This is a genomic window from Methanobacterium congolense (assembly GCF_900095295.1).
Lineage (GTDB): Archaea > Methanobacteriota > Methanobacteria > Methanobacteriales > Methanobacteriaceae > Methanobacterium_C > Methanobacterium_C congolense.
In genome coordinates this window covers 2218055-2244077 of the sequence record NZ_LT607756.1, presented here as the reverse complement: position 1 = coordinate 2244077, position 26023 = coordinate 2218055, and the positions used below count along the sequence as shown (strand labels likewise).

The following is a 26023-nucleotide window of genomic DNA, read 5'->3' as shown; positions in this document are numbered from 1 at the left end:
GTAATTAAAAATTATTAAAAGAGAAATTAGGGGTCATCAAAGTTCAATGACTTATTGCATCCTTGAACTTGTCGAACAATCCCTTCTGCTCCGCGTATATCTCATCCCCACTGACTTCAGCAAACTCCTGCAAAAGTTCCTTCTGCTTTGGGCTGAGCTTCTTAGGTGTTATGATTTTAACCTTAATGTAAAGGTTTCCCTTGCCATTCCAGCGCAGATGCGGCATTCCATGACCTTTTATACGGAAAGATGTGCCTGTTTGGGTTCCTGCAGGTATTTTAAGATCCACAGCACCGTCAAGTGTTGGGGCTTCAACCGTGTCACCAAGGGATGCCTGAACAAAGCTTATTGGCATTTCATATGTGAGGTCTGAACCCTCCCTATGGAAGAGCTTGTGCTTTTTAACATGGATCATAACGTAAAGGTCACCTGAAGGTCCGCCTCTCACACCTGCATCTCCCTCACCTGGAACACGTAGACGGCTGCCGTCCTCAACACCTGCAGGGATCTTGACGTGTATGGTACTGGTTTTCCTGACTATGCCCTTGCCTTGGCATTCACTGCAGGGTGTTTCAATGATCTTTCCCTCACCCTTACAAACACTGCAGGGCCTAACAGTTGCAAACTGACCCAGGGGTGTGTTGTTAACGTGTCTGACCTGACCGCTTCCTCCACAGGTTTCACAGGTTTTTGTATCTGTTCCTGGTTCTGCTTTAGCTCCGTGGCAGTGTGGGCATATCTTCTTGTGAGGAACTTCTATGTCCCTTTCGATACCCGTTGCTGCCTCCTCAAGGGTGATCCTAAGTTCGTAACCAACATCATCACCCTGGCGGGGTCCGTTTCTGTGGCCGCCTCCAAATCCGAAGAGGTCGAAGATGCTTTCAAATCCTCCCCCACTTGCACCTCCACTTCCTCCGAATCCAAATCCTCTGAATATGTCTTCAAAGTTCACGTTGTTGAATATGTCTTCCTGGCTGAATCCGCCCATACCTGCATGGCCGTACTGGTCATAGGTTTGTTTCTTCTCTTCATCAGAGAGCACAGCGTAGGCTTCGCTTATCTCCTTGAATTTCTCGGTTGACTCTGGGTCCTCACTAACATCTGGGTGGTACTTCATGGCCAGTTTACGGTAGGCTTTTTTAATTTCCTTTTTATCTGCACCCTTATCTACTCCAAGAACTTCGTAATAATCACGCTTCTCTGCCATTATAATCTTACCTTCAATTTTTTAGTTCAGGGCTGAATTTATCAGCCTGTAATGATTTTATGAGATTGATAATATAACTTAAATGACTACCAACAAAACTTTCTTTTCCTGTGGTAATTTTTGTGGTATGAAAATAGGTAACATATAGAAAATTAAACTTCATCTTATTTAATGGTACGATTGCTAATGTAATCTAATATAATTTTTTGTTGAACAATTCATTAAATAATCTTCATTAATTTTATTGATTATTTATTAATATTTACCAATTAATTTATGTTGATTAATTAATGATCTTACTTGTATCGGTAATAAAATAAATGAATGATGGGAGGAGGTTTTGAACCTCAACTCCAATTAAATGCTTATTTTTTGACTTCGTAGTCAGCATCTATTGTGTCGTCGCCATCATCCTTGGTTTGACCTGCATCCTGCTGACCTGCGCCCTGAGCCTGTTCCTGTTGAGCTTGTGCCTGCTGTGCTTCCTGGTATATCTTTGCACCAACTTCCTGCACTGCCTTGGTGAGCTCCTCAGTTTTGGCCTTGATTGCAGCAAGGTCGTCGCCTGTTGCAAGTTCCCTGAGCTCTTTGACAAGGCCTTCGATCTTGGTCTTCTGGTCTGCCTCAACCTTGTCTCCAAGTTCGTCCAGGGTTTTCTCTGAGGTGTAGATCATTGAATCTGCATTGTTGCGGACTTCAATTTCTTCCTGGCGCTGTTTATCTTCCTCTGCATGCTCTTCAGCTTCACGGACCTTCTTGTCAATCTCGTCTTTTGAGAGTTTGTTTGGAGCTGTTATTGTAACCTTCTGCTCTTTACCAGTTCCCATGTCCTTTGCAGAAACGTTCATGATACCGTTGGCGTCGATGTCGAATGTAACCTCAATTTGAGGCATTCCCCTTGGTGCTGGTGGAATTCCAACAAGCTGGAACCTTCCAAGTGTTGTGTTATCTGCCGCCATAGGCCTTTCACCCTGAAGCACGTGTATGTCCACGGATGGCTGGTTGTCCGCTGCTGTTGTGAATATCTGGCTTTTCTTGGTTGGTATGGTGGTGTTCCTCTCGATCAGTTTGGTGAAAACTGCTCCGAGTGTTTCAATACCCAGAGATAATGGGGTAACGTCAAGTAGAACAAGGTCTTTGACTTCTCCAGCCATAACTCCTCCCTGAATTGCTGCTCCTGATGCAACACATTCCATTGGGTCAATTCCCCTTTCAACAGGTTTTCCAATGTACTTCTCAACGAACTTCTGGACAGCAGGCATCCTTGTTGGACCTCCAACGAGTATGATCTTGCTTATTTCAGATTTACTCATCTTAGCATCAGATATTGCCTGTTCCATTGGTCCTGAACATCTCTTGATGATAGGATCAACGAGTTCTTCGAGTTTTGCCCTTGTAAGGGTTGCTGTCAGGTGTTTTGGACCGTCTGCTCCTGCTGTTATGAATGGAAGGTTTATGTCAGTTGTTAGGGTTGTTGAAAGTTCGATCTTGGCCTTCTCCGATGCTTCCCTGAGCCTCTGAACTGCCTGGTCATCGTCAAGGAGATCTATTCCTGTCTCTGCCTTGAAGTCCGCTGCAAGGTGTTTCATTATGGCAACGTCCATGTCGGTTCCACCGAGTTTTGTGTCTCCGCTTGTGGATTTAACCTCGAAGACTCCTCCTCCGAACTCCATAACTGTAACGTCCAGGGTTCCTCCACCAAGGTCGAAAACCATGATTTCAAGTTCGTCTTCCTCTGCCTTGTCTATACCGTAGGCAAGACTTGCTGCTGTTGGTTCGTTAACCAGACGCACAACTTCCAGACCTGCAATGGTACCTGCATCCTTGGTTGCTGTTCTCTGGTTGTCATCGAAGTATGCCGGAACTGTTATAACTGCCTTGTTCACTGGTTCGCCAAGGAAGGATTCTGCATCCTTTTTGATCTTCTGGAGGATGAATGCGGAGATCTCCTGTGGTGTGTACTCCTTACCAAGGACTTTGACCTTGTGGTCTGTACCCATACTCCTTTTTATAGCACTTATGGTGTTTTCAGGGTTTGTTACTGCCTGTCTTCTTGCAGGTTCACCCACGAGTCTCTGTCCGTCCTTTGTAAATGCAACGTAGCTTGGGAAAGCTTTACCGTACTGTGTTGCTCCTTCTGCACTTGGTATTATGGTTGGTTTACCTCCAACAAGTACAGCTGCTGCTGAGTTACTTGTACCCAGATCTATACCGATTATTTTTTCTTTTTTTGCCATGAAATTCACCTCTTTTTCTAAATACGCTTATTTAATGAGTTATTTCAAATACAATTGATTTTTAACGTATCTTTTTCAGATATTATATTCAATTTCTATCATTCACAAATGATCTTCAAAGTCGAGTTTTAAGGTTGAAGATTTAAACCAATGCTTTTGATCAATTTAAGAATTTTCATTTTTTCTTGCAGACCTTGACCTTTGAATACTTTATGACCTTTGAATCCAGGGTGTAACCCTTTGCAAGTTCTTCAAGGACTGTTCCATCTTCGAAGTCGTCGCTGTCCTCCACCATGAGGGCTTCATGTTTGAATGGGTCGAACTGCTCCCCCTCGCACTGGATACGCTGGAGGCCTTCTCCCTCAAGGATCTTCGTGAGCTTCTTGTAGATTATTTCAACTCCATCCTTGAGATCATCGGATTTTTCAGTTTCAAGGGCCCTTTCAAAGTCCTCGTAAACATCCAGGATCTTCAGTATCAATCCCTCATTGGCGTATTTGATGTACTCCTTAACATCCTTCTCAGACCTCTTTTTGAAGTTTTCAAAGTCAGCCTGGAGGCGCTGAACCTGATCCTTGTAATCTTCAATGTCCTGGTCTTTAGTTTGGATCTCGTCAACCTTCTTCTGGAGTTCCTCATCCTTCACTTGGATATCCTCATCTTTTTCCTGGATCTCAGATTTTAAACTGGCCAGATCATCCTTTAACTTCTTTATTTCATCTTTATCGGTCATTTATTCACCTTTCATATGGTATAAAAAGAACAGTAACCTTTAACTATTATAGTTACCAAAGGTTATATAAACCTTTCGCACAAGTATAAACTAGGAAGGATGCAAACATTCAACATATCATCAAATTAACAATCATGAATTTAAGGGGATTAAATTATGGATCTTGAAGCAATATTAGATGTAATGGGTTGCAAAACCCGAAGGGACATATTGGACCTTTTAAGGGATGAACCTCGCTTTGTGAGTGAAATATCACGTGAATTAGAGGTTGGACAGAAGGCAATAATTGAACACCTGCGCGCAATGGAGGAACTTGGACTTTTAAGTTCATCCTTCAAGAAGATAGAGCGAGGAAGGCCACGTAAATACTACGACATCTCCAAGGACATAGAAATTCAGATATTCATAGGCCCGGGCTCAATAAAGGTGAATGTTCTCGGTGATGAGTTCTCAGAACTCCAGAAGATACAGAACAAAATCCAGATGGGGGATGTTGAGGTTGCAGAGGAACTCATAAACCTCATCAAGAAGTACGCAGAGGCCAAAAACTATGCAGAGTACCTTCTGGCAGAGGTTGTGAGGCGCAAGCAGATCAAGGCACTGCAGGAATTCAACGATAAAATGGGATGATAAAAGTTCCAATGCTAGTTTATAATAATTTTTCTTTTATAGGAATTTTATAATTTTATTAAAGATAGCCCATTAAAAATAATAACTAATTAAATTTTAACAATTTTTACTTTTTAAACACTTTAAACTTATTTTTAGACTCTAAATCGTGTTTTTAGTTTTTAAATTTTTTTAAAATCTTTTTTCAAAAAAATAAAATTAATATGATTTTTTTATTCAAAGGATCCGAGCCTGTTGTGGTGCCATGCAGCCACTGCAGCCTGTCCCATTGACACTGAACCGTCGCCTGCACAGCTGTCACGGTGCTGGAGGAAACTGTAACCTGCACTTTCAACGAAATCCTTGATGGTCATGCTGATGGCTTCGTTGTAGAAAACACCTCCGGAACCTCCTATGGACTCCACACCAGTTCTGTCTGCACAGCGCACAGCAAGATCCGCAAGTCCCATGGAAACGGCCCTTTGAGCAGCCTTAGCAATATCTGCAATTTTCCTGTTCTCTTGCTTCAACTCCAGAACGTTCATGAGTATCTTTGACGTATCCAGAACCGCTTTTCCATCCTCTCTTTTGATTTCGTATGGAATTTCAAGGGAATCCCTGCCATGGTAACCAACCGATTCCAGTTTCATGGAACACTCACCCTCGTAGGTACGTTCTCCACAGATTCCAAGTGCAGATGAAATTGCATCAAGAACACGACCGGTACTCGTTGTTGTGGAAAGGTTGAATCCACGCTCAAGCTGTTTGGAAATGAGTTCAACTTCCCTTTCGCCGTGTTTGAAGTAACTCTGGTAGTCCCGTTTCATGAGTTCAACAAGCTCCTCACGGTCGTAGTAACCGTGCAGCATGGACATGACCATTCTGATTGGATACTTGGTTGTTAAATCTCCACCAGCCATCTTCTGAGGCATTAAGCTTCCAGCACGTTCATATTCATCCTGTTGGATGTGGAGTATTTCCCCTCCCCACGCAGTTCCGTCATCACCGTAACCAACACCATCTGCTGCAATGCATATCATCTCATCAAGATTATTATCAACGCATAGGGCTGCTGCATGGGCATGATGGTGCTGAACATTGAAAACAGGACATCCGAAACGTTCACCCATCTCATCTGCAAGTTTGGTTGTGAAGAACATTGGATGGAGATCGCAGGCAACAACATCAACTGAATCAGTCTTTGTTATGCCAATCATGTGATGAACTGCATCTTTCATTGAAAGGAAGGTTTCGTACTTGGTTGTGTTACCTATGTACTGTGAAACGTAACATTTCCCCTCCTTGAGTATGGAGAAGGTCACATCTATCTCAGGACCAAGTGCAAGGACGTTCAGATCTGTGTTTATTCCTGAAAAATCGTATGGCTCTGGTACGTAACCCCTTGAACGCCTTATGAATGCCATTTCACCTCCCCTGAATCTGACAACAGAATCATCACATCTGTTAACGATTCTGCGGTCGTGCAGGAGGTAGCAGTCTGCAACATCCTCAAGTTTCTCAACTATGTCCCTGTTGCGGATCAACATAGGCTCTCCAGGCATGTTGGCAGAGGTCATTATGAGTGCAGGTTCATCAGTGTAACGAAAGAGCAGGTGATGCAGTGCAGAGTAGGGGAGCATAACTCCCAGGTTGTGAAGAACAGGGGCAACTGAAGGTGCCAGGTAATAATCATCATTTTTATTTAAAACAACTATGGGACGCCTCCTTGATAGCAATGCTTTTTCTTCAAAATCTGCAACCTCTGCAAAGGTTTTGATGGTCTCAAGGTCAGGGGACATACATGCGAAGGGCTGGTTGAACCTTTCAAGCCTTTCACGGAGTTTCAAAACAGCATCATCATCTGTGGTCTTTACAACGAGGTGCGTACCACCTATACCCTTAACTGCAAGAATTTTACCCTCATCTATGAGTTTAACAGCTTCTTTTATGGGATTTTTCACTTCAAGACGTTTTTCGTTGTAGAGGAAGACTTCAGGACCACATTCTGGACAGCAGGTTGCCTCAGCATGGTAACGTCTGTCTTCAGGGTTTTCATATTCCTCTGTGCAGTCTGGACAGAGTGGGAAATCATCCATTGATGTTCGCTCACGATCGTAGGGCACAGACTCAATGACCGTGAAACGTGGACCGCAGTCTGTGCAGGCTGTGAAAGGATACTTGTAACGCCTGTTGTTGTCATTTAGGACTTCTTCAAGACAGCTATCACATGTTGCAAGGTCTGCAGGTATCACTGATGATCCTGAGAAGTTTTCAGAACTGGATAGTATGGTAAAATCATTGAATTCCTGACGATCTGAATCCATCCACTCCAGTTCAATGGAGTTTATAACAGAAATTGGAGGTTTTTTAAGCTTTAAATTTTTGGTAAAATCTTCTATATCTGTTTTGTCCCCTTCAAGGATGATCTCCACGATGTTTCCAAGGTTTCTGACGTAACCCGTGAGTTTCATGCTCTTTGCTATTCTGTAAACTGTGGGTCTGAATCCGACTCCCTGAACTATTCCCTGTACTAAGATCCTGGCTTTCTCCAAACTTCACACCCCGATATTCCAGTTTCAATGATGGATTGTTTATCAGCTGATTTCAACGGCTTTTTTTAATTGAGCCAAAGTTTTTATCACAGCGTTTATATACTATAGAATTCTTTTTAACACTCCAGATTTATATATTAGGGATAGATAAGATTAGTGATACCATGAAGGAAATACTTCAAAAACTTATGAATGGAGAGATCTCCTCAGAAGAAGCAGAGAAAATGCTTAAAACCATGCAGATCCGTGAACTGGAGGACTTTGCCAAGATAGACACAGGCAGGGATGTTCGTACAGGTGTCCCAGAGGCAATATTCGCAGAGGGTAAGGACGACGATGAGCTGGTTAAGATCGTTCTTGGATTTGCAGACAAGGGCCATGTGATTGTAACACGCCTTGAAAAGGATCGCTACTCTCTGATCAAGGATGAACTTAAGGTTCTTGAGGATCAGGGCCTTGAACTGGATTACAATGAAAGGGCAAGAATAATGGTTGTCAGGGACCATGAAATAGAGAAGAACGGTAAAATAGGTATAATAACTGCAGGCACCTCTGACATTCCAGTTGCAGAGGAGGCGCGGATAATAGCAGAAGAGGCAGGATGCGAGGTCCTGACGTCCTACGATGTGGGAGTTGCAGGAATACACCGCCTTTTTGGCCACATCCGCAGAATGCTGGAAAAGGATGTTAAGGTCATCATAGTGGTGGCAGGAATGGAAGGAGCACTTCCATCGGTGGTTGCAGGCCTCGTTGATGTTCCAGTTGTTGGGGTGCCAACCTCTGTGGGATACGGAGTGGGTGAAGGTGGATTCACAGCTCTTTATGCCATGCTTCAGTCATGTGCACCAGGAATAGCAGTTATGAACATTGACAACGGCTTTGGAGCAGGCGTTTTTGCAGTTACTATCGTTAAACAGATATGTAAACCCTAAAAATGATATGGGCATTAACCCCAACGTTTATTTAATCCTAATTTATTTTATCAAATCTTAAATCCTAATTTTCATATCCCAATTTTCATCAAATCTTAATTTCATTGATTTGATATACAAAATTCCAATTAATTTTAAACCCCTAATTCTAAAATAAGCTAAAAATAAATAATATACAATCTTAAAAAGTCAATTAAACACTTACCTGATTCACTTCATACCATGGGGGCAGGCGTAGATGCACATTCCACAGACTCCAGGTTTATCCATCCTCTCAAGGTCCTGAAGGTACTTCTCACACCTGCGTGCATCGTAACGGGATTCACGGGGTTCATCTTCGCTGAAATTTCTCCCTGTGAATGCGTTGACGGGACAGGCATCCACACAGTCTGTGCACTTACCGCAACGATCATCCAGAGGTTCTGCAGTTTTAAGGGGAGCATTAGTTAGAACAGTTCCCCACCTGACTCTGGGGCCTGCTTCAGGTGTTATAAGAAGACAGCTTTTACCTATCCATCCAAGCCCTGCAAGGTGGGCTGCAAGCTTATGGGAAAATGCCGCTGCAATCTTTTCATCGTCAACACGTTTCGAGGAGGGTAGGGGCAGTGCCTTGTAACCCTCGTTCTGGATGAGGCTTCCAATGCGTGAGGTTAAAAGGTCCAACCTTAGGTTTGTAATGTCGTAGATATGGCGGTAGTTCACAGAAACCGTGGTTTCGTAGCTGTGCGGTAGTTCATCTACTACTGTATCAGGGAGTCTTATACCCACTGAAACAGCCCTAGGATACCTTACAATGTTTTTACCTCCATAATCACCTATGAAATTCTTAGCACTGCTCAGATCCGCCACTCCAAAGAAATCTGCACCCAGTGCCCTTGAAAATTCATCCAGCCTCTCATCCATAAGCAAGTATTTCAACCTCCAAGTATATCTTTCAAAACCTTTTAAATTTCTATTTTTCTTAATCTAATTTATTTAATCAGGTTGCATTCAGCCTTTACGCCCTGCTACAACACAGTACTCGTAGTACTTGTAGAAGACATCCACATCATTGAAACCAATTGTATCGAACCATTTGAATGTAACAACAAGTGTTGCAGGATTGTCGAGCTTTCTCCGTTTATAGATGATGGATTTTTGTTCTTCTGTTAAATTTTGGCTTTCAAGGTTTTCATCATGCCTTCGTTGGTACTCACCTTCGGCCCTGTTAGTTGAACCACGCACTTCATCAGCATTTATGAAAATACCGCCCTTATTCAGGTGAGTGTAAACCTTTCTGTAAAGAAACTCCTTGTTCTCATGGCTCAAGTGGTGGATGGACAGGGATGAGATAACTATGTCATAGTTTCCTCCAAAATCCTCTTCAACGTAGTCAGCCTGGACGTACCTGAAGTTGGACTGCCCTTTGAATCGTTCCCTTGCAACTGCAAGCATCTCACCAGAGAGATCCATAAGGGTAAAATCTGCCTGGGGATACTTCTTAAAAATGTACTCTGTCAGGAGTCCTGTGCCTGCACCAAGATCCAGCACGCGGGGCTTATCAGGGGAGCAGTGTGCAAGATCGGCTGTTACCTCGTAAAGTTCATCTAGGTGAGGTATAACAGCCCTTCGGTGTTTGTCGTAATCCTCTGCACCTTCATCAAAGCTCTTCTTTATATGTTCATGTACCATGTTTTCCCTCCAGATTTAAGGTTTATCTGGATCACTCCAGATTCAAAGATTATTTGGATAGTTTAAGCTCAATTGGAGCTTTTCTATTTAAGGTTTTCTTGAATTTTTCTTGAATTGGAATGTTTTATAATCTGTAATTTATATATAATAAAATAATATTGGATATACGATACTTTCCAGAGGGGTGATTTTAATGGATGTTTTTGAAGCAGTGAAGGCTAGAAGGAGTATCAGGACTTACCAGAATGTGGAGATTGAGGAAGAAAAGCTTCAAAGGATACTTGAAGTTGCAAGACTGGCACCTTCAGCTGCCAACAGACAGCAGTGGAAGTTTCTGGTTGTCAAGAATAAGGAAACACGTGAAAAACTTGTTGAAGCAGCCCATGGTCAGCAGATGGTTACTCAGGCACCTGTGCTTGTTGTTGCCTGTTCAACAGAGTCTGAACATGTGATGCCATGCGGTCAACCAGCCTACACAGTGGATCTCTCAATTGCAGTTTCTTTTATGATACTGGAGGCACAGGAACTTGGACTTGGAACCTGCTGGCTTGGAGCATTCAGTGAAGACGCATTCAAGGAGATTCTGGAAATACCTGATGATGTAAGGGTTGTTGCAGCCTTCACACTGGGATATGCAGATGAAGATCCTGATTCAAGGCCAAGGAAGGCTATTGGTGAGATAACGTCTTACGAGAAGTACGAATAAATAATGAAGGCCATAACTCCAGGATATTTTAAACTGGATTTTTAATTTTTTTAAAAAACTTTTTAATTATTCATAACACTTTTTTCATGAATATAAAACGTATTTTCCGGCTGAAATGCCAAATATCTCACGTATATCAATCTATTACTTGGTTACCCCGATCGTTAATATTTTAAAGGATCAAATTCATAAATATAAGGTGAAAAATGATTAATTTTACCTGAAAATTCAATTGAAGTTCATAGTATCTTGTTTAAAAGTTTTCAATGGATTTAATATCTTTAATAAGATTCTGAAACGTGATGTAACCTTTAATTCAGGAGAATTATTGACTATTGAAATTTATTTTTTGGCACGTAAATCATTGAAGGGGCCAAAAACTTCTAAAAGCCTATTCAAAAACCTAAATTAAATGAATGGTTATAAGGAGGGAATTCAATGTCAGATCTTAAATTAAGCCCAGGTAATGACGTGGAAACTAGTGATTCTAAGTGGGCTTGGCTCTATAAAATTGGGGGAATTGCTGCACTGGTCATAGTGGTAATTATTCCCATCCAGTCTTTTATATTTGTCACCTGGCCTCCACCAACCACAGTATTGGGTTACTTCACCTTATTTCAGAACAAATGGTTCATTGGACTCTTAGACATGGATCTTCTGTACCTCCTTGTCAGTGCTCTTATGATACCTGTATATCTTGCACTTTACCTTGCTCTAAAACGAATCAATGAGTCTTTCATGGTAATTGCTTTGATTTTGGGACTTGTAGGGATAGCAGCCCATTTTTCATCCAACACTGCCTTTGAAATGCTTTCTCTCAGCAACCAATACGCGGCTGCAACAACAGATGTGCAGCGGTCTATTTTATTGGCGGCAGGACAGGGAATGCTTACCACATTTCAGGGCACTGCCTTTGACGTGTATTACATCCTCAACGCAATCACACTTATTATAATCTCATTTGTCATGCTAAAAAGCAATATTTTCAGTAAAAAAACTGCTTATTTGGGGCTACTGGCTGGTTTATTGATGTTGGTGCCGTCCACGGCAGGTACCATAGGTATTTACTTTGCTTTCACATCTCTCGTTCCATGGGCGATATTTTCAGTCCTGGTGGCAAGACGGTTGTTCCAGTTAGGTAAAAGTTGAAATAAGGTGGGTGTTCTTTAAATAAACTAATTTTATCATTCTTGGATAAAGGAAATTTTAGAAAAGATTTAGTAAAAATTATATTAGGTGTTTAATTTTCATCTGAAGGCTCGAATGTAGCATAAAAACCATCAGTATCTGCATAAAGGGCCTTGAAACCATAATCCTCAGCCTGTTTCATGGTTTTCTTAATGAAATCCCTTCCCCATGCAGTTACAGCTTCAGCACATTCTATCCTGTACCACCTGAATCTGGAGTATCCATAAACACCGTACATTGAATTTGCAAGTCTTTTAAGGGCCTGCTGCTGCACGTCCAGTATCTGCTTCTCCCTTGGATTCTCAGATGCCTTCATCATGGTCTTGATCCTCACCCTCTCCTTGAGTATGTTCCCTATTATAGATGGAACGAATCCAACAGGTTCTTTTAGGAATTTATGGCCAACCTCGGGGGCTATGTAACACTCATCCTCACTGCACTCTGAAACCATGGTGTCTGGGGAAACGTTCTTTGAGATTATTATGCTGGGGTACAGGCTCCTGAAGTCGAAGGAAACTATGTTCTCATGGAGTCCCTTCACAGGGTCCTTAACGTAGCCGCCTGCTGCCCTTTTACTCCTCCTCTCTGAGTACTGTGTTGAGGAGGGTTTGTTGGGCACGATTTCTCCGTACTCGTAAGCCTTCCTTATGAGATACCATTCCACCATCTGTCCCGTTGTCATTCTGGCTATGTCGAAGAATGGCTGGCCAACGATACGGGTGAGCTCCAGACTCAGGGGCAGCATTTTCTCTCCGATCTTGGTAACGGCCACGGCATCATCAAGGGAATACCTGAATAATGTGTCCAGTTTCTCCCCTCCATCGTCCCAGTACTGGTAGATCTCATCCCCTGGAACATCCTCCTTCTCCTCATCGAAAAGTTCCCTGTAAACCCTTTCAAGGGTGTAACGGTCCAGTGTGAGGTAGCGGCGCATTAATAAATAGAGATCAACGTGTATCCTACCCTTGATAAGTCCTGCATTTGCAAAACCCCTTCTCATGAACTTCAGCTTGGAAGCATCAGTGCCCATGTCCAGTTCAACCCCGATCTTCTCTGCTCTGTCGTTTATGTAGGGCATGTCGAAGTTGTCTGAGTTGTAACCAATTAAAAGGTCGGGGTTTTCAGATTTAACAATTTCAACAAACCTTTCAAGCATGGCTTCTTCACTTTCAAGGGTTTCAACAAATTCAAGCCTGGAACTTTTGGTTGAAAGCACCTTCTCAAGTCCCTGGTTGCTTGAGAGGCTCATCATTATGATTGGATCAACCTCTGCCTGTGGCATGCCTTTAGGGTTGTAAACCTCTATGTCGAAGCTCAGTATCTTCAGATCTGGAAATTCAGATTCAACTGGGCGAGGTTCACCCTGAATTTCAAACACACAGGTGTCCTCTGCACATCTGAAACTGTTATCCTCAGCATTTACGAACTCACCATCCACCTCAACCTCTGACATTGGAAACAATCCTTTATCTATGAGATAACGGCGGTAGAAGGGTATGTCGTGTTCTCGTATATCCAGAACAGAGTCCAGGTTCCTTATCTTATCCCTCAACTTTGGAACATCTTGGGGATGCTTGAGAGTAACCTTCAGGAAGTCTTTGGTTTTGCCTATGTCCTTTTCACGGACCCATTCAACTCCTTCAACATCCATTTCATTGATATCAGTCACACACTCCTCTGAATCATGTGGAAGAACGTAGATATAGGGTTTGAAGCCTTTATCGACTGCTATAACGGATCTCCCTTTTTCATCACCCTGCAGTTTGCCGAACAATCTGACAACTGCTCTGTCGTCTTCTGTGATGTAATCAATGTCCAGAAGCACGAATTTTTTGGTTTCCATAGCTTCTTATTTATAGAGATGTCTGTATATAATTTGTTGAATAACAAAATCACAGATTCTGGCAGTAAATTTCAAATGTAAGTTGCATGAAAAATTAGATGAATATAATCCGCATATATCTTTTATAAAATTCTCAATATTTATAAAAAAAAATCAGATTTGAAATTAAAACTTTTGATATAACTTTTTGATACCGTGGTTTAATACCATTAATACCAGTAAAATTGTTTAATTAATCTTAAAAGGAACGTTTTTAGAGATGAACATTGAAAGACTTGACACAAAAAGGCATGACCTTCAGCTGGTTTCAGAGCTTATCTACGAAACAGATAAAGACCTCTTCAGAATATTCCTGGATGAAAACCGTGAAAAAGCCCTTAAAAAACTTCAAAAACTCATAGTGGCTGGAAAGAATCCATACGGCCATGAGAACATCCACGTTGCAGAGGATGAAGATGGTAAAGCCATGGGTGTTCTGGTTGCCTACAGAGGGGATGAAATAAAATTCATGGACGAAGTAAAGGTTTACAGGAATGCAGTGAACTTTTTACAGTTTTTAAAGCTCACGCTCGTGAAACCAATCTTCGACAGGATTTCAGCTTCATCCATAGATGGTGATGATTATTACATCGGCAACATAGCAGTCAATCCTGAAGTAAGGGGTAAAGGAACTGGAACCTTCCTTCTCGAACATTCCTTCGAGATTGCAAGGAAGAAGAACTGCAAAAGAATGGTTCTTGATGTGCTATTCTACAACACCAAGGCGCGGGCATGGTACGAGAAACATGGCTTCACAGTTTACGGTGAAAAAAGGTTCAAATGGTTCGGACTTGATGATGGAACCTGGGGAATGGAGTGTTTGCTCTGAAAAATTTAAAATGATATTAATTCATGAATTAAGTAATTTATGCACTGATTTTTTTTAATTCAAACATTACTTCTTATTTAATTTTTAATTCAATTTCTAATTTTAATTCGTTTCCATATTAATTGATCCTGATACAAATTTGAAACCCTCAACACTCCTCCACACAAACCCAAATTATAAATAGTACCTTGCATTATACAGTACCTTGTAAAAGTACAGTGATACCATGAACACCCAATTTAAGAAAGGAGTGCTGGAAATCTGCGTTCTGGCAATACTCGACAAAAAAGACTGTTACGGTTATGAAATGGTCTCTGAGATATCCGAGAACATCGCAATCTCAGAGGGAACCATTTACCCCCTTCTTAAAAGGCTGAAAAAGGAAAAACTTGTGACCTCTTACTTGAAAGAGTCCTCAGACGGCCCTTCAAGGAAGTACTACAGACTCACAGATCTGGGAAAACAAAAGAAGGATGACTTGGTTGAAGAGTGGAAGAGTTTCTCTGTAGGTGTTAACAATTTACTGTACTCTGAAAATGCCACGGATTTGGAGGAATTTAAGGATGAATAAATGGGAATATCTTGAAAAACTCGATGAACTGCTGAAAGATCTGCCCGAGGAAGACAGGGAAGATATACTTTCAGACTACGAAGAACACTTCCAGATAGGGCTGGAAAATGGCAGGACTGAGGAAGAACTTTCAGGGGCCCTGGGAGATCCAAAAATAGTTGCAAAACAGGTTAAGGCAGAGTACATGATCAGCAAAGCTGAGGACAAACCTTCAGCAGGCCGTATGATGGAGGCAATATTGGCAGCGGCAGGATTGGGACTTTTCAACATGATATTCGTGGCTGTACCTGCCCTGGGATTTGCAGCCATTCTGGTTACACTGTTCGTTGTAGGACTGGCAGTTGTTTTCACAGGGATCTTGGCAATATTCTCACCACTCCTGAATGTGATAGTCCCAAACTACGTCCACCTCCCTGTGAGTAAGGGGATATTCGGCACACTCATAATGATAGGTGGAGGCATGGGTTTAACGGTTCTGGGAACAGTATGGGTGGTTATAATGGCCTACGTATCTAAATGGTTCTACGATCTGGCAATCAGATACCTGAAATTGAACTTGAGGATTATAAAAGGACGAGATGCTTCAAACAACTAAAAAAAATAATGGTAGTGATTTTTATGGACAAATTTCTTTGGAAGATAATCGCAAGCACGAAGGGAGGAAACAATCGTGCCAGGATAATAAAAGAACTGGAAAATCGACCATACAACATCAACAAGCTTTCTGAAAAACTCTCCCTGGACTACAAAACCGTTAAGTACCATATAAATGTCCTTGAGGAAAATGAACTTGTCACCTCACCTGGAAAAAACTACGGAGCCCTTTACTTCCTCTCGGAGAGAATGGAGGAGAGCTATGATTCATTCCTTGAGATCTGGGATGAGTTTAATGGGGATTGATTGAAGTCATGGATGATGTTGATCTGAAGATGGATTCCAGTCAGGGATGAGGTTAGTATGGGCAGGGATGTAACATCCATGATCCTGAATAATAATTATAATTTTTGTTCATAATAATCAATTTTAGTATATTACTTATTTTTAATCTCTTTAGAATCAAACACCGTGCAAATTTGTATGAGATCATTAAAAATTTTGTTAGGGACCAATTCTTGAATTTTTAGTTATTTTTTCACGATTTTTGAGGGAGTGATGGTGAGGTGTATTATGAATGGGGATCTCTGATGGTTAAAATTTGAATATATTCTAATTTATCTGTATAATTATTAAAAATGAGCTTAATAAATGTTTTATACATTTATTGTGGATTTTTTAGGTCTTTTATGTATTCTATCTGGTTTTTGATTGAAGTATCTTCTAATTCTTGTTTTGGTGCTTTTTTTCCGATAGTTTTATATATTGTTTTATTTAATTAGTTGTATTATTGTATTATTTGTAGTATTGTTTTTGTTGATTTGTATTAATTTGTTTGTGGAAGGTTATTTGATGATAAATGGGAAGTTTAATGTTGTTTTAGTGTTGATATTGGTTTTAGCGATTTTAACTCCGAATTTGGTTTATGCAGGTAATTTAACCGGGCCATGGAGTGGAAGTGTTAGTGATAATGGCCGAAGCGCTGTTGTAACGTCTCAGGCGGGTAACGTTACGGTTACGGGTGTTGTTACGACTTCCGGTAATGCTCGTTGGGGTGTTGCAGATTCGGGTGTGCCAGGTTCTGCTCCATTTTCTAATGGTAAGTTGAATACAAATAACTTCTGGAGCAATTCACATGCTGCAGGGCACACGTCCCTGCAAAGCAGTTACTGGTGGGATATTAGTCCAGATTCTGTGGGTACAAACATAGATCGTGCCGGAGATGATAAAGGAACCGGGTACATCACTTTTTACTTCAGCAAACCTGTTTTAAATCCAGTTTTGGACTTGGATCGTATGGGTGGTGATGGTCGTGTTTCAAACAAGGCAACCACTAACTCTGCAATCTTAACACTCTTAAACTCAGATCTGAGCCTTACTAAACTTTCGGGTAACAGTCAGTTTCAGGTTACCAGTAAAACTATAGAGAGAACACCTAATCAGAAGTTCTCCCAGTTTAATCAGGAAGCTTCATGGGCAGCCAACAGTGCAGGTGCAGGAAGCGTAATGATCAAAGGAATAATCAGCAGTGTGAGTTTTAAGTGGACAGGAACCGGCATAGAAGGAATGGGACAAGACGGAATAGAACTAGTATGGGACTTAACAGAGTACGTGGATAACACAGCCCCGGTTGTCATATCTTCGTTGAATCGTAATATGGTACGTTCTGGTGATAATCTTACTGTGGATGCTCAGTCCAGCGCAGATACGTCGTATATTGTTGCTAATGTTATGGGAAACCTGTACAGTATGAATAAAGGTTCGGGTAACAATTGGAACCTGGATTTCACAGTTCCAGATGCGGCAGATGGCGTTTATACTGTGTTATTGGGTGCTTTTGATGGTATGGGTAATATGGGCACTTCAATAATGAACTTCACTGTGGATAACACTGCACCAACTATAAATGCGACTTGTAATCCGGTTTTAACAAGGACCGGGAATAGTGTTCTGGTGAATGCCACTGCAGATGATGACACCGCGAGTATGACCCTGGAAGTACTGGGAACCATCTACAACATGATAAAAGATCCAACTGGCACTTGGATATTCAACTACACAGTACCAAAACTTGCAGATGGCACCTATGACATCATATTAACTGCAATGGATGCACTGGGAAATACAGGTAACAACTACCTCAATTTCACAGTGGACAACACAGCACCCACACTATTAGGGGATTTAAATCAAACCACATCCAGAACAGGGGATAACATAACATTGAATGTGAGTGCAGACAACGACACAGCCACTTTAACCGCAACCATCCTCGGACAGGTTTACAACCTCACAAAAGGTACTGATGGCTTTTGGACACTCAATTATACGGTACCACAGGTTGCAGACGGACTCTACACCATAATTCTAACTGGAACTGATGCACTGGGAAATATGGGTAGTGCATCGTTGAATTTTACGGTGGATAACACTGCGCCTGGTATTAATGGTTATGTGTTGCCGGGTCTTACTAAAACTGGTAACTCGGTGCTTGTTAAGGTGGTTTCAGATCCTGATACGGTTCGTATGACTGCAACAATACTCGGAACAACTTATGCTATGATCCAGGGTCCTGATGGTATTTGGACTCTTCAGTACACAGTACCACAGGTTATGGATGGTCTTTTACAGGTGATTCTGGATGCTTGGGATGGTGCTGGTAATCATGGATTTAATACAACGAATATGAGTGTGGATAATGCGCTTCCTGGTGTGAATTGTACTGTTTTACCGGGCCGTACTAAAAATGGCGGTAATGTCACGTTGAGGGTTTGTGCAGATCCTGATGTGGTTAATATCACAGCACTCATCACTGGAAACCATTACAACCTAACACAAAACAGTGACGACACATGGACCCTCAACTACTCCGTTCAAGGACTTGCAGACGGATTTCAAACCGTACTTCTTACTGCTACCAATGGTTTGGGTAGTCAGGGAACAGCTTATACAGGGTTTACTGTGGATAACACTGCACCGACCCTAAAAGCAGAGGTTTTGCTTGTTACTGTTAGGGAGGGTGGTAAGCTTTTTGTGAGGGTTTATTCTGATGTTGATGCTTTGGTAGTTACAGCGGAGATTCTCGGAAAAACCTACAACCTAATTAAAGGGTCCAACAGCATCTGGACACTCACCTACACTGTTCCCGGGCTTAAAGACGGTAATTACAATGTTTTATTGAGGGGTTGGGATGATCTCAACAACACCAACAACACCACAGTCGCTTTCAAGGTACAAAATCCCGTAACCCCAGTTAATCACGGTTCAAGTGGAGGTGCTAGTGGTTCATCCACATCAACTCTACATTCTGGTTTGTATGGTGGTGTGAGTTCTTCTTCTTTGAGTAGTTGTGGTCCTATGGCTCTTTCGAATGTTTTGTTTGGGTTAGGTATTTCTGCGTCGGTGGATGAGATTGTAAGGTTTGCAGGTACTACTAATGTGGGTACTAGTTTTTTGGGTTTGATACAAGCTGCTTTGAAGTTTGGTGTTTCCTTGTCTGGTGTTCAGTTGGGTGTTGGTGGGCTTCATCCTTTGGATATTGTTCTTCTGAATTTTAATGGAGTAACTCATTATAGTGTAGTGTTGCAGAATTTGGATGGTTGGGTGGTGCTTCAGGACCCAGTTTTAGGTATACGTGTTCTAACTAAAGACCAATTCAACCAGATATATACAGGATATGCTTTAATTTTGCCTCCTGTAAGCAGAGGTATTCCTTTAACCATTGATCAGATGAAAAATTTGATAGGTGGTGCTGGTTTAGAGGCTTTGTATGTTGGCTGGGGGGCTTCTATGGAGAGTTCGGTTGAGGTTCCAGGTTGGGGTTGGATAGTTGCAGCTCTGATTGCTCTATTTGGTGCGGTTTTCTTTGGAGGAAATTATCTCTTAGATAAATACGCACCCAACTTAATCCCCCAAAAAAGAACAGGATGGAAAGGACTAATACAAGATATTATAAATCTACCATGGCCAATTTTAAATTCGTTGAAAAAAGGAATTCCTGATTATAATATTAGATTATCTGATAATTTTAAAGAATACCAAGATAAAGAAGGAATTAATGGAATTTTAGGTAGGATACCTACTCCAAGGGATATTCGTGATCAGATTGCAAAGTTGATGGAAAACTGGGAAAACCTCAGTAAACCCTATAAAATGGCTGGAACTTTTATTTCATTGATTCTTTCGGGGTTTTATTTGTTCAAAAATGTGCCCGCACGTAAGAGGGACGTTTTTATTGGTGGAATGGTTAATTCTGTTAAATCTACATTTAAACCTATTGTTAAAGTGTCTAAACCTGTTGTTAAAATAATTAAAAAAGAATTTAATGAATATAAGCATAAAGGGGCTGTAAAATATATTAAACATAAAATTCAACAAGTAAAAAAAGGTTACAATCAAATAAAGAGATACTATGCCAAAAATGTTAAACCTCTCGTGAAAAAATATGTTAAACCAAAAGTACACAAATATCTGGATCCTATAGTGAAAAGCAAACCTTACAAGATGGTTAGGAATGTTCCAGTTATAAAGCAGGGTTTAAATTTTGTAGGTAAAATTGGAAGAAAAGTAGGGTTATGGTAAAAATGGGAATACTCACTTTATTTAAAAATAAAAAAGAGGATTGTAATAAGTTTATGAGGCTTAAACAGTATTCTGAAGTACTTGAATGTAGTGATGAAATATTAAAGAATGAACCAGAAAATTCAATTGCGTGGTACAATAGAGCTTTGGCACTCACTAATCTTGAAATGTATGAGGAAGCTCTTCAATCTTATGATAAAACAATAGAGCTAAACTCTAAAAATGTAGATGCATGGCAGAATAAAGGTTGGATTCTTAATAAACTTGGAAAGCCTGAAGAGGCTGTGGTTTGTTATGAGAAGGCATTAGAATTAAATCCTGAAAATGGAAGTATATGGTACAATAAGGGATGGATATTCACTAGATCTGGAAAATTTGAAGAAGCATTAAAATGCTATGAAAAAGCATTAGAAATAGATCCTGAAGATTTAAAGTCATTACATAATAAAGGAAACACTTTAATTAGGCTTGAACGGTATGATGAATCTTTAAATTATTTTAATAAAGCTTTAAAATTAGATCCAAACTCTGAATATTCTTGGAATAATAAAGGTGTTGCACTTTTCAACCTCGAAAAATATGAGGAATCTTTAGAATGTTATGATAAAGCTATAGAGTTAAACCCTAAATCTGAATATGCTTGGTATGAAAAGGGTCATTTATTTAAAAAGCTTGGAAAGTTTGAAGAAGCTTTTGTATGTTATAGTAATACTTTAGAAATAGATCCTGAAGATGAAGATGCATGGTATGAGATGGGAATAGTTTTAGAAAAACTTGAAAGATACTCTGAAGCATTAGAATGTTATAATAAAGTTTTGGAGTTGAATCCTGAATTTGAAGATGCAATCAAAGCTCAAAAATCAGTTAAAAAACTTTTAGAGACTTAATCAACAAATATTCCTTTTTTTATAATGTAATGGATATTAACTTCTTTCTGATGTTGTGGCAGTTACAGCGGAGATTCTCGGAAAAACCTACAACCTAATTAAAGGTTCCAGTGGTATTTGGACACTCACCTACACTGTTCCTGGACTTAAAGATGGTAATTACAATGTCATGTTGAGGGGTTGGGATGATCTCAACAACACCAACAACACCACAGTCGCTTTCAAGGTACAGAATCCAGTAACACCCATTAATCACGGTTCAAGTGGAGGTTTTACTGGTTCATCCACATCAACTGTGCATTCGGTTTCACAGGGTTACAGTAACGGTGTTCATAGTGTGCAGGGTGGTTCTTCTGGTTCTGCCGTGGCTGTTAAAGTGGTTTCTCCTATTGCTCCTGTTGGTGGGGGTTTGTCTGCCATATCTTCATCGTCTTCTGGTTTGTTGGATGGGTTTTTGGATTATGCAAGTAATTCTTTGGATTGTAATGTGCAGGGTTCTATTTATGGCAGTTATGCTAAGTTTATAGAGAATCCTTTTAGCCCGCTTTTTTATCAGTTTTACATACAAGATAAGTTGATGCAAGCCGCTCAGAAGGCCCGGAGTACTGGGAACTTCTGGGATTTCTGGAATTATAATTTTTATCATATTTACGGTTACAGTAATTTGGATCATGTGTGGGGTGGGGAGAATATTAAGTGGCTGCTTTATTGGGGATTTGGTGTTGAACAAAATGGTGATATGTCCGTTGGAAACTTCCTCCTAAACGTACTTGCGATAATACCCATCGGAAGAGCAGGAACAATACTGGGTAAGGCATTATCAGGACTACTAAGTAAAACAGGAATAAAAATAGGAATAAAATTAACTGATAATGTTTTATTAACGAGAATTGGAAGTTTCATGAGACGTTTAACTGAGAAGTTTAAATTAAATAACCTTGAATATTTGAAGGAGGTTGTTTCTTGGGTGGGTGATGTTTTGTTTCCTAATCCTGTGGGTTGGTTTGTGGATGTTTGTAAGGGTTTGGGTAAGTTGGTTGGTAGTGAGAGGTTGGTTGCTATTGCAACGGCTTTTGGTAATTTTGAGTTTAGGAGGGGTTTGGGAGATTTGGGTAAGCTTTTGGTTAGTCCAGATCCACTTAAGAAAGTATGGGAGAATTACGGTGAGCTCGGTGCTTTTTTAAATAGAAATTTGAATTATTTAATAGATTCATCTAAAAGTTTAATAGATTCCTCTAAAAAAGTTATTAATAAAGCCGTAAATACTGCTAAAACCGGTTTTAATAAGGTTATGACTAAAATCACCAATACTGTTAGGCAGGTACTGCCAAAAGTCGTGACTAAAGTTAAAACAACCATAAAAAAAGTAGTTAATAAAGTTAAAAAAACTGTTAAGAAAGTAGTTAATAAAGTTAAAAAAGTTGTAAAAACAGTTAAAAGAGTAATTAAGAAGGTAGTTCATAAGGTTAAAAAAGTTGTGAAGAAAGTGGTTAAAGTTGTGAAGAAAGTAGTTGCTAAAGTCAAAACTACCGTTAAAAAAGTAGTGACTTCAACTGTAAACTGGATCAAAAGTAAATGGCCATGGTAATGGAAGTGAAAAATATGAGTTTTTTTAGTGCAGAGCCGACTGTTGATGTTGCGGGTAAAGTTTTGGATGAGTTTGGTGATGTTGATGGGTTAAAGGAAGTGATTGAGGGTATACTTGCTTTGGAAGATTCTGAAGTTTATGAAAAGCTTGTTCATATGGGTAATCCTATTGATTCAAGTGTTGATAAGGGTTATGCTGCTAAAAGTGATGATTATTCTGATTTAGCAATTTTTGCTGGTAAATATCTTAGTAAATTTCCTTTAAGTATTCCTTTAGCACCATTAATCGATATAAAACATTTTTGGGTGATTTATACTTTTATAGGCGATCTTTACAGTATTAGGACAAATCATAATATTTACCAGGAAGATTTATACAAAGTTGAAAACGGAGAAATGGCCACAAGAATAATTTTGCTCTTAGAGGATTTTGATTCTGACATTGAAACTCCCAATCCTAGTGCTGAATTTTTTAAACGTTTAGGTAAAGTTAAATGGCAAAATAAACAGGTAAAGAGGCTTTATAATCATATTCATGAAATTAATTTTATGTTGATACATAACAAGTGGAAAGGAACAGAAAGGGTGTCAACAACTTTTTTAGTCACTGAAGAATCTTTTATTTTGCTTTTATCTGGTTGTAGTGCAGTTATGTGTGGTAGGGATAAAATTAACAGTTTTGATGTTATAACGGCTAATAAAACTTATCTAAAACTTATAAACACAGATATTAGTCGTTTGATGTGATGGTTTATGGGGTTTAGGAATTTTTTTTGCAGTGTTAGCTGCAGTGATTTTTCATTGGCACTGGTACGGTCATTGCTTTGTCTGTAGATTATGTTGGCCAATCCTCGGGAAATCCAATTATAAGGATTGTTTATATGTTTTGTACTGGCTTCAATGGTTTACAACCTTATAAAAGTTGATACAGTTGAAGATAAAATTCAAAAAAAGGAAAAACCAGTTGCAACTGGTAAAGACATCTCCAGAAAACTTGAAGAAAAACAGCAGAAAAGATAAGGGCAAATTTATCGGTTCTGATTTAAATTTAACTGATAAAAAAAAACTTTGAATTTCTTTTTTTCATACATTAAATCCTTATTTTTACTTCTTAACCTTTCATCTTTCATTCAATGATTTCCTACATTGAACTTCTGAGACCCAATTTGGGTGTAATCTGGAGTGAATCCAGAGACAAATTTGAGGAAAATACGGGTTAAATTTCCCTTAATTTTGGAAAAAACTATTTTTAAGAGTTTAATCAACATTAAAATAGAGTTAAATTTGATGGGGTGATTTAAACTGGATTTTAACATTCAAAATATTCAAAAAATTGTTATAAAATCTTCAAATAAAATAGATCAGATATATTCATGATTTCAGTATTTTTTAATCCCTTTGAAGATTTTTTTTTAGTCAATCGATAAGTGAAAGAATTTGAGGTGATAAATTATGGATCTTTATAAACTGGCCTTCAACAACATCCGCAGAAGGAAGCTCAGAAGCGCCCTGACGATGCTAGGAATAATCATCGGCGTTGCAACCATAATGGTGCTTGTGGGCATAACTGCAGGTGCAACATCGGTCGTAAAAGAAGAAACAAGTGCTTATATGTATGATTTAACTGTATCCCCTGCAGGAAGCACGGGATCTTACCTGATGGATAACCAAACAGCTTCGAAGGTGGAAGCCTACTCCAAACTCTACGATACCAAGGAATTCACAGTCTTCAAGCAAACAATAAATGGACAGGAAATTGCGGTTCAGGGAACCAACGACTGGAAACAGCTCAGACTCAAGACAGGATCCCCAGGAGTTGTTATGGACTACAGTATTGCTGACACCTTGGGCTACAAGGTCGGTAGCAAGGTGAACGTTGATGGTAAGGAAATGGCAATAACAGGAATAGCCAAAGAGGATGGAAACGGCCTATACATAAATCAAACCCTTGCAAAAGAGATGCAGGATAACAGGGTAAGTATCATAACAGCCAAAACCCATGGAGACCCAAAAACAGTGGCAGATGCACTTGAAAAGGATGTTGGAAATGTTACAGTCGAAACAAAATCTGATAAAGTAGCAGAAGTTCAGGAGATGGCAGACAAATCCATGCTCTTTGCAAGTCTCATTGCAAGTGTGGGACTCCTTGTGGGTATAATAAGCGTTGTAAACACCATGTTCATCAGTGTAATGGAAAGAACACGAGAATTAGGAGTTTTAAAGGCTATTGGATTTACAAATAAACAGATAATGGGAAGCACACTCTTTGAAGCTGGAATCCTTGGATTCATAGGGGCAGTTGTTGGGGTGATCGTAGGTGCCATTGGAATAGTTGCACTGGCCAACGTACTCAACTTCACTGACTACATGTCAGAAATGCTGCCTGCATGGCTCATTGTAAGCGCGATTGCAGGTTCCACACTCCTGAGTATCCTCGCAGGACTTTACCCTGCAGTGCGTGCTTCAAAACTGAACGTTGTGGAGGCATTGAGAAATGAGTAACAATGTAATTGAATTTAAAGATGTCTGGAAAACATATAAAATGGGGGATGAGGGGGTAAACGCCCTTGCAGGGCTGAATTTAGCCCTGAGAACTGGATCTTTCACTGCAGTGATGGGTCCCTCTGGATCTGGAAAATCAACCTTCCTCCATGTTGCAGGAATACTGGACACCCCTACAAGGGGTACTTTCCTCATAAATGGAAAGGAACCCGGCAAATTCTCCTCAAAAAAACAGGCCCAGATGCGTAGAAATGAGATAGGATTTGTTTTCCAGAGGTTCAACCTGATGCATCAGCTCACGGTCCTTGAGAACGTAATGCTCCCAATGATCAAGGAGGACAAATCAAAAGCAATGGAGCTCATCGATAGGATGGGGTTGGAGGGCAAGCATAACAAACTTCCAAGCCAGCTTTCAGGTGGTGAACAGCAGCGCGTTGCAATAGCCCGTGCCCTTATCAATGATCCATCGATAGTTTTTGCAGATGAACCAACTGGAGAGCTTGACAGCAAGAACGCAAATGCAATAATGCAGATATTCCAGGATCTAAACCGTAAGGATGGTGTCACCGTCGTGATCGTGACCCACAACCTGGAATCTGCTGAATACTCAGATGAGATCATTGAGATGAGGGATGGGAAGATTCGGGTATAATACCCTCCAGGGATAAATTCCTTCCCCCCCTTTTATTGAGAACTTGTTATTTATCTTTTTAATTCTTTTTTTAATTTTTTAAGTTCTATTCTGATTGAAATAA

Annotated in this window: 22 protein-coding genes; 14 read left to right on the top strand and 8 right to left on the bottom strand. The window is 40.2% G+C overall.

Features of this window, described 5'->3' with window-relative positions:
* Window positions 1–43 precede the first annotated feature (43 nt).
* The 3 genes from dnaJ to grpE form a co-directional block, all read right to left on the bottom strand.
* Entirely contained in the window at window positions 44–1207 is a 1164-nt protein-coding gene (gene dnaJ / locus MCBB_RS10720; protein WP_071907754.1) for a molecular chaperone DnaJ, read from the bottom strand.
* Window positions 1208–1572: 365 nt separating this feature from the next.
* The gene (dnaK, locus tag MCBB_RS10715; RefSeq protein WP_071907753.1) at window positions 1573–3444 is read right to left on the bottom strand and encodes a molecular chaperone DnaK; all 1872 of its coding nucleotides are present in this window, start codon (window positions 3442–3444) and stop codon (window positions 1573–1575) included.
* A 175-nt stretch (window positions 3445–3619) separates the two neighbouring features.
* Complete coding sequence (gene grpE, locus MCBB_RS10710) at window positions 3620–4177, bottom strand: nucleotide exchange factor GrpE (protein WP_071907752.1); 558 nt, start codon at window positions 4175–4177, stop codon at window positions 3620–3622.
* A gap of 156 nt (window positions 4178–4333) precedes the next feature.
* Between grpE and MCBB_RS10705 the strand changes: the two genes are divergently transcribed.
* Complete coding sequence (locus MCBB_RS10705) at window positions 4334–4807, top strand: ArsR/SmtB family transcription factor (protein WP_071907751.1); 474 nt, start codon at window positions 4334–4336, stop codon at window positions 4805–4807.
* Between the two features lie 212 nt (window positions 4808–5019).
* On the opposite strand, the gene hypF is transcribed toward MCBB_RS10705, so the two are convergent.
* Window positions 5020–7338, bottom strand: a complete 2319-nt coding sequence (gene hypF, locus MCBB_RS10700) for a carbamoyltransferase HypF (RefSeq protein ID WP_071907750.1) — start codon at window positions 7336–7338, stop codon at window positions 5020–5022.
* A 164-nt stretch (window positions 7339–7502) separates the two neighbouring features.
* Here hypF and larB point away from each other — a divergent pair, with 164 nt between their 5' ends.
* A complete protein-coding gene (gene larB / locus MCBB_RS10695; protein WP_071907749.1) occupies window positions 7503–8270 on the top strand; it encodes a nickel pincer cofactor biosynthesis protein LarB in 768 nt (255 codons plus the stop codon).
* A gap of 210 nt (window positions 8271–8480) precedes the next feature.
* Here larB and MCBB_RS10690 read toward each other — a convergent pair whose 3' ends face one another.
* Window positions 8481–9173, bottom strand: a complete 693-nt coding sequence (locus MCBB_RS10690) for a 4Fe-4S double cluster binding domain-containing protein (RefSeq protein WP_071908086.1) — start codon at window positions 9171–9173, stop codon at window positions 8481–8483.
* Between the two features lie 87 nt (window positions 9174–9260).
* Window positions 9261–9941 (bottom strand): class I SAM-dependent methyltransferase, encoded by a 681-nt coding sequence (locus MCBB_RS10685; protein ID WP_071907748.1) that lies wholly within the window; start codon window positions 9939–9941, stop codon window positions 9261–9263.
* Window positions 9942–10134: 193 nt separating this feature from the next.
* Between MCBB_RS10685 and MCBB_RS10680 the strand changes: the two genes are divergently transcribed.
* Window positions 10135–10647, top strand: coding sequence for a nitroreductase family protein (locus MCBB_RS10680; RefSeq protein WP_071907747.1), 513 nt, complete (start codon window positions 10135–10137; stop codon window positions 10645–10647).
* 438 nt (window positions 10648–11085) lie between these two features.
* Window positions 11086–11796: a DUF4386 family protein gene (locus tag MCBB_RS10675; protein WP_071907746.1), complete on the top strand. Its 711-nt coding sequence runs from the start codon at window positions 11086–11088 to the stop codon at window positions 11794–11796.
* Window positions 11797–11887: 91 nt separating this feature from the next.
* Here MCBB_RS10675 and MCBB_RS10670 read toward each other — a convergent pair whose 3' ends face one another.
* Complete coding sequence (locus tag MCBB_RS10670; protein WP_071907745.1) at window positions 11888–13678, bottom strand: DNA-directed DNA polymerase; 1791 nt, start codon at window positions 13676–13678, stop codon at window positions 11888–11890.
* 259 nt (window positions 13679–13937) lie between these two features.
* On the opposite strand from MCBB_RS10670, the gene MCBB_RS10665 reads away from it, so the two are divergent.
* From MCBB_RS10665 to MCBB_RS10640, 6 genes are all read left to right on the top strand, one after another.
* Entirely contained in the window at window positions 13938–14546 is a 609-nt protein-coding gene (locus tag MCBB_RS10665) for a GNAT family N-acetyltransferase (protein WP_071907744.1), read from the top strand.
* Between the two features lie 226 nt (window positions 14547–14772).
* On the top strand, window positions 14773–15117 hold the full coding sequence (locus tag MCBB_RS10660; RefSeq protein ID WP_071907743.1) for a PadR family transcriptional regulator: 345 nt from the start codon (window positions 14773–14775) through the stop codon (window positions 15115–15117).
* Window positions 15110–15712 carry an HAAS signaling domain-containing protein gene (locus MCBB_RS10655; protein WP_071907742.1) on the top strand — a complete coding sequence of 201 codons (603 nt, stop codon included), beginning with the start codon at window positions 15110–15112 and terminating at the stop codon, window positions 15710–15712. Before MCBB_RS10660 ends, MCBB_RS10655 begins: the two co-directional genes overlap by 8 nt.
* A 23-nt stretch (window positions 15713–15735) precedes the next feature.
* Window positions 15736–16017, top strand: coding sequence for an ArsR/SmtB family transcription factor (locus tag MCBB_RS10650; protein WP_071907741.1), 282 nt, complete (start codon window positions 15736–15738; stop codon window positions 16015–16017).
* A gap of 546 nt (window positions 16018–16563) precedes the next feature.
* A complete protein-coding gene (locus MCBB_RS10645; RefSeq protein ID WP_071907740.1) occupies window positions 16564–20292 on the top strand; it encodes an Ig-like domain-containing protein in 3729 nt (1242 codons plus the stop codon).
* Window positions 20286–21179 carry a tetratricopeptide repeat protein gene (locus MCBB_RS10640; RefSeq protein WP_071907739.1) on the top strand — a complete coding sequence of 298 codons (894 nt, stop codon included), beginning with the start codon at window positions 20286–20288 and terminating at the stop codon, window positions 21177–21179. Before MCBB_RS10645 ends, MCBB_RS10640 begins: the two co-directional genes overlap by 7 nt.
* A gap of 94 nt (window positions 21180–21273) precedes the next feature.
* On the opposite strand, the gene MCBB_RS12175 is transcribed toward MCBB_RS10640, so the two are convergent.
* A complete protein-coding gene (locus MCBB_RS12175) occupies window positions 21274–21435 on the bottom strand; it encodes a hypothetical protein (protein WP_171899132.1) in 162 nt (53 codons plus the stop codon).
* Between the two features lie 153 nt (window positions 21436–21588).
* On the opposite strand from MCBB_RS12175, the gene MCBB_RS10635 reads away from it, so the two are divergent.
* From MCBB_RS10635 to MCBB_RS10620, 4 genes are all read left to right on the top strand, one after another.
* On the top strand, window positions 21589–22767 hold the full coding sequence (locus MCBB_RS10635) for a hypothetical protein (protein ID WP_171899131.1): 1179 nt from the start codon (window positions 21589–21591) through the stop codon (window positions 22765–22767).
* Window positions 22761–23513, top strand: a complete 753-nt coding sequence (locus MCBB_RS10630) for a hypothetical protein (protein ID WP_071907737.1) — start codon at window positions 22761–22763, stop codon at window positions 23511–23513. Before MCBB_RS10635 ends, MCBB_RS10630 begins: the two co-directional genes overlap by 7 nt.
* A 705-nt stretch (window positions 23514–24218) precedes the next feature.
* Window positions 24219–25268: an ABC transporter permease gene (locus tag MCBB_RS10625; RefSeq protein WP_071907736.1), complete on the top strand. Its 1050-nt coding sequence runs from the start codon at window positions 24219–24221 to the stop codon at window positions 25266–25268.
* Entirely contained in the window at window positions 25261–25920 is a 660-nt protein-coding gene (locus MCBB_RS10620) for an ABC transporter ATP-binding protein (RefSeq protein ID WP_071907735.1), read from the top strand. Before MCBB_RS10625 ends, MCBB_RS10620 begins: the two co-directional genes overlap by 8 nt.
* Window positions 25921–26023 lie beyond the last annotated feature (103 nt).